Below are 15,365 nucleotides of genomic sequence, written 5' to 3' on the forward strand. Positions count from 1 at the left end.
GCGAGTAATCTTGTTATTCATTGTTAAAATATATAGTAATACTATTTTTATGCAAGAATAATTTATAAATTATCTGAAAATCCTTTTGGGAAACATCAAAATCAACAATAAAAATAAAATATTTTATTATTAAAAAACAAACAAATATATTAAAAATTTATTAATGTAAGCGAATAATCTCTGCATATACTCAACACACTACTTGACCAAAGCTAAAATTAAAAAGTAGTATTACTAGGTAGAACGAATGATAAACAAAGGAAGGATTCTCCATGTTACCCACATCACTCAACAGCGCCAAATTGGTTGGTCGTGTTTGGCTTCCTCACAAAGGGCCATCGGTTGTCATCTTACGTGACAACATAATGATTGATGTCACCGAGTTGGTCATCTCAATGGCTGATTTTCTTGACCATGATCCTGCTGGTCGTTTTGACCAACTCACAGGTGAAGTACTTGGAAGTGTTGAAGATTTGGTGCTTGATCCTACCGAAATGGGTTACCACGCAGATCGTCCTTGCTTACTTGCACCCTGTGACTTTCAATCCTTAAAAGCTTGTGGAGTTACTTTTGCCAAAAGTATGGTTGAACGTGTCATCGATGAACGAACCTCGGGTGATCCTGCTCGTGCCGAAGCATTACGTCAACGTATAGGTACACTGATCGGTGGCAGTTTATCGAATATTCAAGCGGGTTCTGAGCAAGCAGCTGAAGTTAAAGCGACATTGATTGCTGAAGGTTTATGGTCACAATATCTCGAAGTCGGGATTGGGCCAGATGCCGAAGTCTTCACCAAGTCACAACCCATGTCTGCTGTAGGTTATGGTGCACAAGTGGGGATTAATCGGATTTCAGCATGGAACAACCCTGAGCCAGAAATAGTGTTGGCGGTGGATAGCCAAGGCAATATCCGTGGTGCGACGCTGGGCAATGATGTCAATCTACGTGATGTTGAAGGCCGTTCAGCGCTATTACTCGGCAAGGCAAAAGACAATAACGCATCATGTTCAATTGGCCCATTTATCCGTCTATTTGACTCAGATTTCACCCTTAGCGATATTGAGAATGCCACGCTTCACATGTCTGTAATTGGTGCAGAAGATGGTTTCAGCATGTCGGGACAGTCCAATATGGCGGAAATCAGTCGTAAACCCGCGCATCTGGTCGCACAAACCTACAATGACTCGCATCAGTACCCAGATGGCTTTATGTTATTTTTAGGCACAATGTTTGCACCAACACAAGATCGAGAAGGTCAAGGTTCTGGCTTTACCCATAAATCAGGTGACGTAGTCGAAATCTCAACTCCGCTTTTAGGCACATTACGTAATACTGTTGTTTATGCTGATCAAGCACAACCATGGACTTATGGAACCCGTGCACTGATGCGTAATTTAGTAAAACGAGGAGTGCTCTAATGAAATTAGTGGTCACTGATCAAGCCTTTGGCAATACACGACATGAGCAAGCAGCCGCACAAGTTGCTGGGGCAAGTTTTGCAGCATTTCAATGCCATAATGAAGCAGAAACAGTACAAGCCGTTGCAGGAGCAAATGTAGTACTCAACAACTTTGCACCCATGACCCATCGTGTGATGCAGGCCATGGCAACTGGTGCAACCATTGTACGTTATGGCGTTGGTGTCGATAATGTTGATCTCGTCGCCGCAAAACAACTTGGGATACAGGTATGTAATGTACCTGATTATGGTATTGAGGAAGTCGCTGATCATGCAGCTGCCATGACCTTGATGATGGCACGTAAACTCAATCACTATGACCAAGGTATCCGCGCAGGTGAATGGAAGATCGACCAGATGGTTACAGGTATTCGTTCGTTGCGTAATACCACTGTAGGTTTAATCGGGCTGGGACGTATTGCGAAGGCTTATGCCTCACGCCTCGCAGCCTTTGGTTGTCATATGATTGGCTTTGACCCATATGTCACCGAAGCGCAAGCAAAAACACTAGGCGTTCACCTGATGTCACAGGATCAGGTGATTTCTTCTGCCCATGTTTTATCGCTACATGTTCCACTGACTCCTGCAACACGTCATTTAATTGATGCGGAGGCGATGGCAAAAATGCCTCAAGGTTCAATCATTATCAATTGCTCAAGAGGTGGACTGATTGATGAATCAGCATTAGCCACAGCCTTGCTCAGTGGACAAATCTCAGGCGCAGGACTCGATGTCTTTGCACAAGAGCCATTACCAGCAGACTCGCCTTTACGTACAGCACCTCATTTAATCATGTCTCCACATGCGGCCTTTTTTTCTGACACATCGGTAGATACCTTACAGCGCTTAGCCGCTGAAGAAGCATTACGCAGTTTACGTGGTGAACCGTTACGATGCTCACTCATCACATAAAAAGACAAAGAGAAAAGATATGGATTATCGCAAGAAAATGGACTTAAGCAATAAACTGGCACTGGTCACAGGTGCAGGTCAAGGCATAGGCGCAGCAATTGCTGAAGCACTTGCTGCGACAGGCGCCGAAGTTATTTGTACCGACATCTTACTGGGTCGTGCAACAACAACTGCACAAGCATTAAAGGCCAAGGGCTATCTTGCGCGTGCGGAAAGCTTAGATGTCACGGATAGTGCAGCGATTAACACGCTTGCTCAAGCATTACCAGCGCTGGATATATTGGTATGTAATGCGGGCATTGTGACGAATACCCCAGCTGAGCACATGACAGATGAGGAGTGGGATAATGTCATCAACATCAACTTGACTGGCATCTTTAAGACTTGTCGTGGCTTTGTCCGTCAAATGCTGGATGCTGGACGAGGATCGATTATCAATATTGGTTCAATGTCAGGACAGATTGTCAACGTGCCACAACCGCAATGTCACTACAATGCCTCAAAAGCAGGCGTGCATCATTTAACGAAATCTCTTGCGGTTGAATGGGCTCAACGCCATATTCGGGTGAACGCTGTTGCCCCCACCTATATTGAAACACCGTTATTAAAAAACCTTGAAAACCAAGATAACTTAGTCAATCAATGGCTGGATATGACACCGGCTAAACGTATGGGGCAAGCTCATGAAATTGCGTCTATTGTACAATTTCTGGCTTCAGATGCCTCAAGTCTAATCACAGGTTCAATCATTACGGCGGATGCTGGCTATACCTGTATTTAAAATCAACACGCTCAATGCGATCTATTAAGCTTGGGCCTAACTCGAAAATAAAGGAAGATGATCTTATTCAAGCATTGGAACAGAATCAGATTATGGGGTATGGTACAGATATAGTGGATCAGCAATCCAGTTGAGCGGCTTGTTGTTTAATCAAGTCGAATAGCCCAAAGCAACTCAAGCCTCATCTGCTTAATTTATCCATTACAGGAGAGATGACTAAAACAACCACTGAAATATAGCAATGATTATTTTCAATGCTATTTCGATATTAAAAAACGATTTAAACAAGAATATTCCAAGGATTAAACGGAATTTAATTGACTGGACAAACAAAGTGAAAATGATGCTGAAAGAGAAAAAATTCTTGTGAATTTATTGAAATTTTCTCTTTTAAAAACTTAACTTATAACCAACTCGCTCAAAACCTATTCATTTTAAATGCACTGCTTTTAATTGTAAGACTCTAAATGATTAGGTTATTTAAAACAATGAATTGAATCAATGGATGTTGATCTCAATACAGTAAAAATCAATTCTCATGGACAGGAATAACAAGGGAGAACACTATGGCTGGTTTATCAATTTGGCATGTGATCATTTTTGCAATTGTGGTTATTTTATTATTCGGGACCTCTAAGCTTAAAAATATTGGTAAAGATGTTGGCGGCGCAGTCAAAGACTTTAAAAAATCAATGCGTGAGGAAGAAAACATCGCATTAAAAGAGACCAACACACTTGAACATGAGGAGACCAAGAAACCATCCGACTCAACCATTAACAGCTAAGTTTAGGGATGATATAGATGTTTAATGTTGGAATGTCTGAACTTTTTGTGTTTGGCATTATCGCTCTTCTAGTACTTGGACCAGAAAAACTGCCAGAGGCCGCTCGTTTCGCGGGAAAATGGTATGCCAAACTCATGCATTTTGTGAACAATGCCAAACAAGATATTGACCGTGAACTCGGATTATCCGAACTGCGTGCGCAAGTCCAACAAGAAATGCAGCGTATGGCCGAGCTTGAACAAAAAATGCAATCCCAACTTGCTGAACTTCGGCAGCAAACAGAGGTAAGCGACGCTAAACAACAGCTACAGAGTAGCGCTACTGAAAAAACAACAAAGTTTAACAGTTTGATTTATTGTGATTTGTTGAGTAATCAAGCGTATTACTCAGTATTTACACCCTATTATTTACAAAACTATTTACAGCATCAATCACCATCTAATGATCATCAGACAGAGCCTAAAGCCTCATCTCCAGTAAAATTAAAGGTGATCGCATGAATACACAGCTCCCTCAATCTTCATCACCCGCTGTGATTGCAAAAGACCTACCGTCTGAAGAACTACAGCAAATGCCACTGATTGAACATTTGGTGGCGCTTCGTCAACATTTGTTTAAAACGGTAGGGGTTCTATTCGCACTATTTTTTTGTTTATTGCCTTTTGCCAATCGAACGTATCAACTACTCTCAGAACCGTTAAGAGCACAACTTCCTGCCAATTCATCCATGATCGCAACAGATGTTACTGCAACATTTATGGCACCATTTAAGCTTAACTTTTTTGTGGCGATTCTGCTGGCAATGCCTTTTATTATTTATCAGCTCTGGAGCTTTATTAAACCCGCACTGTATGAAAAAGAAAGATCACTGGCACTCCCCTTGTTGTTCGGTAGCATCCTATTATTTTACGCAGGGATTGCCTTCGCTTACTTTATTGTACTGCCTTCTATTCTGCACTTTTTCATCAGTGTCTCTCCCGAAACCGTCGCACCCATGACCGATATCAATAGTTATCTCAGCTTTTGTTTAAAGTTATTTTTGGTGTTTGGGGTAACTTTTGAAATTCCAATGATCACACTTTTATTGATTTTGATTGGTGTGGTTAGCACTCAGAGTTTAATTGCAAAACGCCGCTTTATTATAGTGGGCTGTTTTTTTATCGCTATGTTTGTAACACCACCTGATGCAATTTCCATGATTATGCTTGCGATCCCAATGTGGTTATTGTTTGAGCTAGGTTTATTATTTGGAAAATTACTGGAAAAGCGAAGAAAGCTCTAAACTCATCCAAATAGCTTAAAACACTTAACCTAAAATCTGAAACTAAACCCAAAATTTAAACTTAAAAAACTTATAATCAAAGAAATGGCATGCTCATCAATGAGCATGCCATACAAGATTATGCAATTTTAATAATCGGTTTGAGTGTAATACCCTTGTGACTATCTATCGCAGCTTGATTGATTTCATCAAATGCATAGAATTTTACAAGTTGGTCAAATGGAAATTTCCCTTGTTGATATAAGCGGACTAACTCAGGGATAAATTTCTTGGGTGAGCCACTCCCCTCAACAACACCTAAAATGGTTTTCCCACCTAATAACAGATCATTTACATCAAATTGTGCAGTTGTGCCTAATTGAGGTGCACCTACCACGGCGATTTTGCCTAAAATTCCCAGCGCATCAACACCTTGCTTTAATATCTCAGGTCGTCCAGTAGACTCCAATGCAAAGTTGGCTCCACCATCAGTAATCTCTTTAATCGCAGCCACAGGATCTTGAGTTTTACTATTGATCACATGAGTTGCACCCAATTGTTTTGCCAGTTCCAAACGTGATTCAACAATATCAACAGCAATAATGATCGAAGCGCCACACACTTTTGCCGCAAGTAAAGCACTCAGACCAACAGCGCCAGCACCCCAAGTCACAAAACTACTGGCAGGTGTCACTTTTAAAGCATTTATACATGCGCCAGCACCTGTTTGAATACCACAACCTAATGGTCCTAATAATTCAATTGGTACGTCTTTGGTCACTTTAACCGTGTTATTTTCACGACTTAAAGCATAGGTTGCAAAGGAGGATTGGGCAAAAAAATGATCATTAACCACACCATGATCGTGGGTACAAAGTGCATGTTGTCCTTCTGAATCTGCCCCACTAAAATTTCGTCCAAAAAACTCTGAACAATAGGCAGGATTACCAGTATTACATTGGATACATTTTCCACAATACCCGTAACTTAAGACCACATGATCGCCCACTTGAAGCTCGGTTACATTAGGGCCAATGGCCTCGATAATTCCTGACCCTTCATGTCCAAGAACAGCAGGCAGCGGAACCGGATAATATTGATCACGTACAATCAAATCGGTGTGGCACATTCCTGTAGCAACCACTTTTACCAATACTTCATCACCTTGAGGCTGACGTATTTTTAAAGCTTGCAACTCAAAGTCAGCACCTTTACATGGGGTCACTGCGGCAATAATATCTTTTAATTCACTCATGTTATAACGTCCTGTAATGATTTATTTAATTGTTTAAAAAGGATAATGTGGCGCTTGAGCCTGTACAGTAATCCATTGCCACTGGGTAAATTCATCGGCATTGGCAGGGCCGCCAATACGCGTACCATTACCTGATGAACCAAAACCACCAAATGGATTGACCGTTTCATCATTTACGGTCTGATCGTTGATATGTAGCAAGCCCACTTTGAGCTGTGCACCGAGTTGCATACCTCGTCCTACATTGGAGGTAATAATGCCTGCTGAAAGCCCATAATCGCCGTCATTGGCTAATTCAATGGCCTGTTCATCTGAGCTAAACGGAATCAACACGGCAACAGGGCCAAAAATCTCTTCACTAAAAATCGAATTATTTGCAGTCACATCTGTCAGTACAGTCGGTTGAAAAAACACCCCATCGGCATGTCCACCGATTTCCAAAGTTGCGCCTTCTTTAACCGCAACACTGACCAATTGTTCTACACGTTGCGCTTGTTTGGCATTGATCAATGGCCCAATGGTGACATTCTTGTCACAAGGATTCCCTACCACAAAATTCTGCACTTTTTCAATGACACGCTGTTTGACCTGTTGATAAATTTTTTGATGAATCAAAATCTTGCCAGAGGTCATACAAATCTGCCCAGAATGTAAAAATGCACCCCATGCAATATTTTCTGCTGCCAACTCAATATCCGCATCATCCAAAATAATCAGTGAGTTTTTCCCACCCAGTTCTAGAGAGACTTTCTTTAAGGTCTTTGCCGCATTCGCCCCCACAATCCGTCCAACTTGGGTTGATCCCGTAAATTGGATACTGGCAATATTTTTATCCAAAGTCAGTGCTTCACCAACTTCGGCCCCACCTGGCAATACATGCAGCAGCCCCTTTGGCAATCCTGCAAGTTCAAAAATCCGTGCAATCGCATAGCCACTGCACACTGCTGTACGCTCATCAGGTTTTAACACCACCGCATTACCAAAGGCCAAAGCAGGTGCCACAGCACGTAAAGCTAAGTACAGTGGAAAGTTAAATGGCGAAATGACCCCAACAACACCTAAGGGCAAGCGTTTGGCTATACTTAATTTGCCATTTTGTGTAGGTAATAATGTGCCCTGTTCAGTTGCAGGTGAAGCAATACAATGTTTAAGCACTTGAATCGCAATGCTTACTTCAAAGCCCGCTTTCAGTTGTAATGAACCACTTTCCTTAACCAACCACTCAATCACTTCCGCTTGATTTTCTGTCAGTAAAACAGCAGCTCGCTCAAACACTGCCTGACGTTCTTGGTAATTTAAAGCCCACCACTGTTGTTGAGCGGCTTTGGCTTGTTGTGCAGCACTCACCACATCAGCGGCAGTGGCATAACCGATTTCACCAAGCACTTGACCTGTTGCAACCTCAATCACACTGTAGGTGTCTTGGGTTGACTGCCATGAACCGTTAAATAATTTTTTATCCCAAAGCTCTTTTGTGAATATAGACATTCTGACCTCTTCAAAATTTATTTAGACAATTGCTTTACTGTTCCAACTGCATCCTTGTAAAAATGACGCAATCAATGTGTTACACCTGCTTTAAATTAAAAAATGTAAAAAACACGAAAATTCAGACCATAATCCTTCCTAAATCCGCTTTCCGTTCGTGTGTCTGAAAGCAACTGCGCACTTAATTGAGTTTTTGCATTCAGCATTTGCTGAAACTCCAATCGCGCTTGTTGCTTTTCCATGTTCTGATCCAGTTTGATTCCATCCAGCTTTTGTTCACCCCCATAATTTGCGGCATAACCGAAGGCGATTTTCTGTTTAGAATTCAAGTCGTAACGTAAGTTAAATTGAGTTTGATAGCTGGTCGCTTGTGAAAGTGTTTGATCGCCCTTTCCCGCTTCATCGTTGTCTCCATACCAAATCACATCTTGATAAAGTTCAAAAGCAAGCTTGCCATATAGCGGCTGTACCCATGCCAGTTGAAGATCATACTTAAATCGATTTTCGCCTAAATTCACCGCATCATTTCGATCATATTGCCCAAGTGGCAGATAAATAAATGGGGTAAATGCCAGATAACGACCCGATGAACCTTGTTCAGGTTGATTAATCAACCAAAAAGCAGAAGCAATCACTGGATCTGCAAAACCTGAGGCATTGTTTAAATCAGTATCGCCAATTTGCGTATGCCGTACTGTTCCAAACGGTAAAATTATTTGAGGCGTTGCACGTAAACCAGCGATGTCGGTGTAATGAATTAAGCGCGCGATACCAATATCCGATTTAGATTCAGCACTGGTTTTTTCGCCATTTTGGTAATAACCCTCCATTTGACTATGTTGATAATAGAACACACCTGCATTGGTGCCTTTTGGCAACGCTGTATAATCCCCCACATTTACATCAATCGCATGGCTATACTGTACAAACATGCCACTCAACATAAGAAGCAGGCTATTTTTATTGCTAAAACACATCATCTATTCCCTTTAGTTTCAAGCATCCTTTTCACTGCTCATTGCACTTGTTTAAATTTTTAATCAAAAATCAATCGATTTATCCATGACGAATCGACCATCTACACTTGATAAATCGTTTGATAGATTTGTTTTAATCAAATATGAGCCATAGAATATTTGCAGTTAGCGTGCCAATATTTTTATAATTAATAATCATAGACTTAAAATAAAGTTACATTCCCAATGTCCAATAAATGAACAGCATTGAGAAAGCGCTGTCCAATCAATGGACAATCACTGAGGGCCTAAAACAAGGATGAGGGTTAAATATGAATAAGGGTTAAAAACAAGAATAAGGGCTAGTTAAGTTTAAAAATAATGCGTACGTAATAAGTTGATATTTAGGCAACTTTGAGTTGCCTTAGCATGATGAACAATCAGAAAAAAGCCAAAGCTGTTTCGACAAGGCCTAATATACAGTCCCAAGATTAAGCTTTGGATGGAGTAAACGTTGCAATAAAATCAGTATTAATTGCCAATATATTTATATATCGTTGTTCTTGAAATGTTTAAGCGTTTCGCTGTCCTTGCGATATTGCCATTTTCTTCTTGTAATACCTGCACAATCATTTGCTTGGTCAAGCTATTTAAGTTTTTATTTTCATCTAATATCAATTGCTTACTTTGCTGCTGAATCGCTAAATCAGCTTCAGGTAAATATAAATGATTTAAAATTTCACTGTCTTTAAACGCTGCAGATAGCTTCACCACATGAATTAATTCACGAATATTTCCTTCCCATGTGTGCCTATCAAATTGTTGCTCTACATGGCTCGACCATTGCGCTATACCAAATTGATCCAGAACGTGGTGTAAAATGATCTGTTTATCTTGACGTAAGCGTAAGGGTTGTAAATGTACCTGAAAACCGCAAATACGATAATATAAATCACGGCGGAATGACTGCTGTTGTATTTTACTTTTTAAATCCTGATGTGTTGCACATAACAGTTTAAATGCTGACTTGATCGGTTTACGTCCTCCGACTCGATAGAACTGCTGATCTTGTAACACTCTTAAAATTTTCACTTGTAAATGTAACGGCAAATCACCAATCTCATCGAGAAAGAGTATGCCTTGATCTGCCAGTTCAATTAAACCTTTTTCGCCTTGCCGTTTAGCACCTGTAAAAGCGCCGCCTTCATAACCAAATAATTCTGCTTCAAGCAGATGATCTGGTATTGCACCGCAATTAATTGAGATAAAAGGTAAATCTACATCGAGCTTCTGATGTAACTGCTGAGCAAAATGATCCTTACCTGTGCCAGTTTCTCCGGTAATCAATACAGGAATATCAGCTTTTAATGCTTTCAGCGCTTGATCAAGCAAATGCTGTGTCGTGATTTTGCTTGTTTTATTCTGCAACTGCCCATTCACACTACGTAGCTGGGCATAAAAAAACGCATGGTCAAAACTTTGAATTAAAAAACAATCACTCGAATTTAATGGATTCAAATGCTCAGTGAGTAAAAAATGATCCATTGGTTGCTGCAACAATTGCTCAATAGAACAATTCAGCAATTTCAACGCCATTTGGTTGGCTTTGAGGATTTTTCCTGATTGATCCAATACGATCATGCCCGTATAGGCATTGTCCAGTAAATCTTTGGAATGTTGAAAATAAAGGACCCGTTGATCAGGTTGTAGCGCTGCCTGAATAATCTTATTTTCCAAAATATAACTTTGGTAAAGTAAGTGACGCAACCAATTGCTCGCCAAAAGCCTTTGTGGTGAAGTGATATCTAAAGCGCCGAGCACATCACCACAGCCATTGAATATCGGAACCGATGCACAAGAATAATTTGAAAACTCATCTAGATAATGTTGATGCCCTGTCATGATCATAGGCTGTTTAGACATCACACTACATGTCGGTGCAATCGCACCAAACACAGAGGGCTCAATAATACGACCCGTGCATAAATAATGATATTGGTCATCTAAATCAGGATTGTGACGTTCAGCAATAATTTTAAGCTGATGATTAATTAAGAAAACGATAACATCCTGTTGCCCAAATAAGCGCCAGACATCATTTAATACACCTTCAGCCAATGCGGCTAATTTTATATCGCCCTGTGAAAGGTCAGCGACAGGAAACTCGTCTAAGTCAGTGATTTTGGAGAAAGGACTTAAGCCCGAATTTTTTGCACTTTCCCAAAGCTGTAAAATAGGTGAATCTCGTTGCACAATCTCTGGCAGTTCTCCAGTATTGTAAAAGTTATATTTAATATTTTGCCAAGAAAATTCAGATAACCCATCCATAAGCCTATTCCAAATCCAGCAGTTGCTTTCGATCATCCCTTTGATGATCCCAATATAAAATCACCCTCTCTAGAATATGACAAGGGCTAAATACAATTAAATATGTAGCACAAAATCTGTATCATCACAAAATCCTATACGGAGGTTTAAAATAAATATTCATGTAAATCAATTATATTACACATTGCATACTGTCTTTAAATGCAGTCTAGACTTCATTCTTAAATGTTATTTTTCAATCTAAATAAAATGAAATCAAACAATATGTTTAATCAATGAAATCATAAATGGCGCAAATAACACCATGATGATCCCTGAAATAATCATGGATAGACTGGCAATCACCCCTTCTAACTCATGGCGTTGTCTTGCTCGCGCAATCCCCATTGCATGAGCGGCATTTCCTAGAGCAGCGCCTTGAGCAATACGGTTTTTATAGCGCATCCATAACAGTAAAAAATCACCAAATAACATCCCCACTAAGCCCGTTATGACCGTAAACAAGGGAATTAAACTGATTGAGCCGCCAATCTTTTCAGTCAACTCCAAAGCAAATGGAATAGAAATCGAACGTGCCAAAAGACTATTTTTCAAAATTTCGTCAAAATTGAATATACTTGCCAATAGCCAGCTACTTAAGATCCCCACCAGCATAGACACACTAGAACTGACGATTAAAACGAAAAAATACTGTTTGACGATCGCTCTATAACGAAATACAGGAATTGCAAATGCCACTGTAATTGGTCCTAACATGGCAACCAAGTATTGGGTGTATAGGTAATAGTCTTGAAAGCGATGCTGAAATATAAAGATCAAAATAATACTGAGACTCGGCACCACAATAATCGGAGAAAAATATATTTTCTGGGTAAAAACAAATACGCGCTTTGCCACGAAATAACACAGTACCGTCCACAGCAAGTAAAAAACGCCCCACAACTCCGTCATTCCACATCATCCTGTTGCAAGAATAATTTCACCATCAACACAGAGCTTGCCATCACCAAAGCGGTACTGAGTAAAATCACTAGAAATATTTTCCAACCACTGATCAAAAGTAATTGCTGATACTGAATCACACCGACCACTGGCGGAATAAAAAACAGTAACAGCTCCCCCAACAGAATATCTGCACCTAGACTCACCTTGTCCAAATTGAGCCATTGCATTTGCAATAAAATCAGCAATATAAAAAAACCTAAAACACCTGATGCAATGGGTAAATTCAACAGTTTTTGCAACATATATGCAAAACCCCAAATCGCTATAATCAAGCTGATTTGGTAGCTCGCGCGCTTAATGGTGGTTAACTCAGATATTGTATAAAACACTGTCATTTACATCCGTATATTCATCATGACTCAAGCTAAATTTAACGGTACATACCTTTTTTCAACTTAAAATTGAGTGATATATCCGTAGTTTGCAGTTCATTAAAGAAAAAATATAGCTACAAAAGCAGCCGATAAAAATATAACAGTTTAGCCATGTTTTAAAAATCTGTTATATTTTTTCTCCTCATTTTCTGTACCTACATCCCAACTAAATAATGGTGCAAGATCATAATAATTATTTCTAAGTAGGTAGTTTTTATGGAACGATCTATGGTTTTTTCCAAACTTAATCATGACGGTCATGGGTCTATAGCAATCCAATGCCTCAAGCAACCATGGAGCATGCGATGAGTCTCGGATTAACTGCACTAGAACTGGCAAGAATTCAGTTTGCTTTCACTGTGTCTTTTCACATTATTTTCCCTGCAACCTCTATTGGTTTAGCCTGTTTCCTTGCACTGCTGGAATGGAAATGGTTGCGTACACAAAACCCAGTTTACAAAGACCTTTTCAAATACTGGATTAAGATTTTTGCTGTTGCATTTGCTATGGGTGTTGTTTCAGGCATTGTCATGGCCTACCAGTTTGGTACCAACTGGAGTGAGTTCTCGCGTATCTCAGGGAGTGTGACGGGACCATTACTCACCTATGAGGTTTTAAGCGCATTTTTCTTAGAGGCAGGTTTCTTAGGGATCATGCTTTTTGGTTGGGGCCGAGTCACCGCAAAAGCACATTTTTTTGCCACACTTATGGTCGCCATCGGAACCTGTATTTCCATGTTCTGGATTTTGTCCTCTAACAGTTGGATGCAAACACCACAAGGCTTTGCAATAGAAAATGGCATTATTGTCCCGACAGACTGGTGGGCAATTGTATTTAATCCCTCGTTCCCCTATCGCTTTGCACATATGGCAACAGCTGCATTTTTAGTGTCTTCATTATTGGTTGTGGGCACAGCTGGCTGGCATCTGCTTAAAGGTCGTCGTGATGAATTAATTAAAAAATCATTCTCTATGGGTTTATGGATGGTGCTGGTAACCTCTTGTTTACAAGTCGTTATTGGTGACAACCATGGTTTAAACACCTTAAAACATCAACCAGCGAAATTGGCAGCAATTGAAGGACACTGGGAGACCAACCGTGACCATGCAATGCCACTTCTGCTGTTTGCAACACCAAACATGCAACAAGAAAAAAATACAACTGAATTCGGTATTCCCTATTTAGGCAGTTTGATTCTAACCCACTCCTTAGATGGCGAAGTCACTGGATTAAAGGACTTTGCAGCTGAAGATCGTCCAAATGTAGCCATCGTGTTCTGGAGCTTCCGTGTCATGGTGGGTCTAGGCATGTTAATGGTACTGCTGTCTTTAACAGCCTTATGGTTACGCAAAAAGAATCGCCTCTATGAATCTACATGGTTTCATAAATTCGCCATTGTGATGGGGCCAACGGGTTATATCGCTTTACTTGCAGGTTGGGTTACAACAGAAGTCGGAAGACAGCCTTGGGTGGTTTATGGCGTGTTACGTACCAAAGATGCGTTATCGCATACCGTAACAGCAGACCAAGTGGGACTCAGTCTGATCATTTTTGTACTGGTGTATACCGTTGTATTTGGTGCAGGGATTTATTATATGTTCAGACTCATGAAATCTGGACCTGAGTTTTTAACTCATTTAGATCCTGAAATAACCGGTTTAGGGCATTTTAAAACCCCATTACGCCCCCTCAGTGCTGTGGATGATCCAATCGATGGACAACAAGCGCCGCTAGATCAAAATAAGGAGAAACATCATGATTGATCTCGCTTTAATATGGGTCGGCATTATCGGTTTAGGTGTACTGATTTATGTAGTGATGGATGGCTTTGATTTAGGCATTGGAATTCTCTTTCCATTTATTCCAGACCGACAAGAACGTGATGTCATGATGAATACGGTCGCCCCTGTCTGGGATGGTAACGAAACATGGATGGTGCTTGGCGGCGCGGGATTATTTGCAGCCTTTCCGCTGGTCTATTCTACGGTACTCTCCGCTTTATACCTTCCCATTATATTTATGGTGGTCGCATTGATTTTCCGTGGTGTTGCCTTCGAGTTCCGCTTTAAAGCAACTCGAACCAAATACTTGTGGGATCAAGCCTTTATTTGGGGATCAATCTTATCCAGCTTTTTCCAAGGGGTTATCCTTGGTGCATATATTCAAGGTATTCAAACCACTGCAGGTATTTATAGTGGCGGTGTATGGGATTGGTTTACCCCTTTTTCACTTTTCACTGGTTTAGGTGTTGTTGTCATGTATGCCACTTTAGGTTGTGGCTGGTTGATTTTAAAAACGGAAGCGCGTTTACAAAACATCATGTATACGCTGATGCCAAAGCTGTTAATCACCTTAATGATTATTTTTGCTGCCGTCAGTATCTATACCCCGATCACACATCCTGAAATTGCCCAGCGCTGGTTTGCATTACCAAACCTTATCTATTTCAGCCCTGTGCCTATTTTAGTTGTACTCTTTTCTGGTTTAATTTTACATGCTTGTAAGCAACGACATGAGATCAAACCTTTTGTCTATACGCTGGCATTGGTTTTTCTGGCATTTACTGGATTTGTAATTAGTTTATGGCCAAACATCATTCCACCATCAGTTTCAATTTGGCAAGCCGCTGCGCCAGAATCAAGTCTTAAATTTACCTTGGTCGGTGCGGCAATTCTGATCCCAATTATTATCGCTTATACCTTCTTGTCTTATTGGGTTTTCCGAGACAAAGTCCGTATTGGTGATGAAGGCTATCATTGAT

At 40.5% G+C, this 15,365-nt stretch carries 14 protein-coding genes; 8 read left to right on the forward strand and 6 right to left on the reverse strand.

Annotation, left to right across the window (positions count from 1 at the left end):
* Positions 1–272 precede the first annotated feature (272 nt).
* The 6 genes from AC07WY_RS04755 (at position 273) to tatC (ending at position 5,219) form a co-directional block, all read left to right on the forward strand.
* The gene (locus AC07WY_RS04755) at positions 273–1,418 is read left to right on the forward strand and encodes a fumarylacetoacetate hydrolase family protein (RefSeq protein ID WP_494735812.1); all 1,146 of its coding nucleotides are present in this window, start codon (positions 273–275) and stop codon (positions 1,416–1,418) included.
* Positions 1,418–2,371 (forward strand): C-terminal binding protein, encoded by a 954-nt coding sequence (locus AC07WY_RS04760; RefSeq protein ID WP_494735813.1) that lies wholly within the window; start codon positions 1,418–1,420, stop codon positions 2,369–2,371. Before AC07WY_RS04755 ends, AC07WY_RS04760 begins: the two co-directional genes overlap by 1 nt.
* 19 nt (positions 2,372–2,390) lie before the next feature.
* Positions 2,391–3,152: an SDR family NAD(P)-dependent oxidoreductase gene (locus AC07WY_RS04765; protein ID WP_494735814.1), complete on the forward strand. Its 762-nt coding sequence runs from the start codon at positions 2,391–2,393 to the stop codon at positions 3,150–3,152.
* 566 nt (positions 3,153–3,718) lie between these two features.
* On the forward strand, positions 3,719–3,937 hold the full coding sequence (gene tatA, locus AC07WY_RS04770) for a Sec-independent protein translocase subunit TatA (protein WP_004721526.1): 219 nt from the start codon (positions 3,719–3,721) through the stop codon (positions 3,935–3,937).
* 17 nt (positions 3,938–3,954) lie between these two features.
* Positions 3,955–4,437: a Sec-independent protein translocase protein TatB gene (gene tatB, locus AC07WY_RS04775; protein WP_494735815.1), complete on the forward strand. Its 483-nt coding sequence runs from the start codon at positions 3,955–3,957 to the stop codon at positions 4,435–4,437.
* Positions 4,434–5,219 carry a twin-arginine translocase subunit TatC gene (gene tatC, locus AC07WY_RS04780; RefSeq protein ID WP_419336137.1) on the forward strand — a complete coding sequence of 262 codons (786 nt, stop codon included), beginning with the start codon at positions 4,434–4,436 and terminating at the stop codon, positions 5,217–5,219. Before tatB ends, tatC begins: the two co-directional genes overlap by 4 nt.
* A gap of 118 nt (positions 5,220–5,337) precedes the next feature.
* Here the strand turns inward: tatC and AC07WY_RS04785 are convergent, their stop codons facing one another.
* The 6 genes from AC07WY_RS04785 to AC07WY_RS04810 form a co-directional block, all read right to left on the reverse strand.
* A complete protein-coding gene (locus AC07WY_RS04785; RefSeq protein WP_494735816.1) occupies positions 5,338–6,453 on the reverse strand; it encodes an NAD(P)-dependent alcohol dehydrogenase in 1,116 nt (371 codons plus the stop codon).
* 33 nt (positions 6,454–6,486) lie between these two features.
* Positions 6,487–7,941 carry a benzaldehyde dehydrogenase gene (locus tag AC07WY_RS04790; protein WP_494735817.1) on the reverse strand — a complete coding sequence of 485 codons (1,455 nt, stop codon included), beginning with the start codon at positions 7,939–7,941 and terminating at the stop codon, positions 6,487–6,489.
* 95 nt (positions 7,942–8,036) lie between these two features.
* Entirely contained in the window at positions 8,037–8,918 is an 882-nt protein-coding gene (locus AC07WY_RS04795; protein WP_494735818.1) for a transporter, read from the reverse strand.
* A 510-nt stretch (positions 8,919–9,428) separates the two neighbouring features.
* Positions 9,429–11,225: a sigma-54-dependent Fis family transcriptional regulator gene (locus AC07WY_RS04800; RefSeq protein WP_494735819.1), complete on the reverse strand. Its 1,797-nt coding sequence runs from the start codon at positions 11,223–11,225 to the stop codon at positions 9,429–9,431.
* Positions 11,226–11,480: 255 nt separating this feature from the next.
* The gene (locus AC07WY_RS04805) at positions 11,481–12,176 is read right to left on the reverse strand and encodes an LrgB family protein (protein WP_494735820.1); all 696 of its coding nucleotides are present in this window, start codon (positions 12,174–12,176) and stop codon (positions 11,481–11,483) included.
* Positions 12,173–12,565 (reverse strand): CidA/LrgA family protein, encoded by a 393-nt coding sequence (locus tag AC07WY_RS04810; protein ID WP_494735821.1) that lies wholly within the window; start codon positions 12,563–12,565, stop codon positions 12,173–12,175. Before AC07WY_RS04810 ends, AC07WY_RS04805 begins: the two co-directional genes overlap by 4 nt.
* 344 nt (positions 12,566–12,909) lie before the next feature.
* Between AC07WY_RS04810 and AC07WY_RS04815 the strand changes: the two genes are divergently transcribed.
* Positions 12,910–14,367, forward strand: a complete 1,458-nt coding sequence (locus AC07WY_RS04815) for a cytochrome ubiquinol oxidase subunit I (protein WP_056513011.1) — start codon at positions 12,910–12,912, stop codon at positions 14,365–14,367.
* On the forward strand, positions 14,360–15,364 hold the full coding sequence (gene cydB / locus AC07WY_RS04820) for a cytochrome d ubiquinol oxidase subunit II (RefSeq protein WP_315077329.1): 1,005 nt from the start codon (positions 14,360–14,362) through the stop codon (positions 15,362–15,364). Before AC07WY_RS04815 ends, cydB begins: the two co-directional genes overlap by 8 nt.
* The last annotated feature ends 1 nt before the right edge of the window (position 15,365 follow it).

Source organism: Acinetobacter sp. GW821-FHT01C12 (genome assembly GCF_059422625.1).

Bases quoted from the DNA above. Each gene is read 5' to 3' on its own strand.
- AC07WY_RS04760 (WP_494735813.1), top strand. From the start codon at position 1,418: ATGAAATTAGTGGTCACTGATCAAGCCTTTGGCAATACACGACATGAG.
- AC07WY_RS04785 (WP_494735816.1), bottom strand. From the start codon at position 6,453: ATGAGTGAATTAAAAGATATTATTGCCGCAGTGACCCCATGTAAAGGT.
- AC07WY_RS04765 (WP_494735814.1), top strand. From the start codon at position 2,391: ATGGATTATCGCAAGAAAATGGACTTAAGCAATAAACTGGCACTGGTC.
- tatB (WP_494735815.1), top strand. From the start codon at position 3,955: ATGTTTAATGTTGGAATGTCTGAACTTTTTGTGTTTGGCATTATCGCT.
- cydB (WP_315077329.1), top strand. From the start codon at position 14,360: ATGATTGATCTCGCTTTAATATGGGTCGGCATTATCGGTTTAGGTGTA.
- AC07WY_RS04790 (WP_494735817.1), bottom strand. From the start codon at position 7,941: ATGTCTATATTCACAAAAGAGCTTTGGGATAAAAAATTATTTAACGGT.
- AC07WY_RS04805 (WP_494735820.1), bottom strand. From the start codon at position 12,176: ATGACGGAGTTGTGGGGCGTTTTTTACTTGCTGTGGACGGTACTGTGT.
- tatC (WP_419336137.1), top strand. From the start codon at position 4,434: ATGAATACACAGCTCCCTCAATCTTCATCACCCGCTGTGATTGCAAAA.
- AC07WY_RS04755 (WP_494735812.1), top strand. From the start codon at position 273: ATGTTACCCACATCACTCAACAGCGCCAAATTGGTTGGTCGTGTTTGG.
- AC07WY_RS04800 (WP_494735819.1), bottom strand. From the start codon at position 11,225: ATGGATGGGTTATCTGAATTTTCTTGGCAAAATATTAAATATAACTTT.
- tatA (WP_004721526.1), top strand. From the start codon at position 3,719: ATGGCTGGTTTATCAATTTGGCATGTGATCATTTTTGCAATTGTGGTT.
- AC07WY_RS04815 (WP_056513011.1), top strand. From the start codon at position 12,910: ATGAGTCTCGGATTAACTGCACTAGAACTGGCAAGAATTCAGTTTGCT.
- AC07WY_RS04795 (WP_494735818.1), bottom strand. From the start codon at position 8,918: ATGTGTTTTAGCAATAAAAATAGCCTGCTTCTTATGTTGAGTGGCATG.
- AC07WY_RS04810 (WP_494735821.1), bottom strand. From the start codon at position 12,565: ATGACAGTGTTTTATACAATATCTGAGTTAACCACCATTAAGCGCGCG.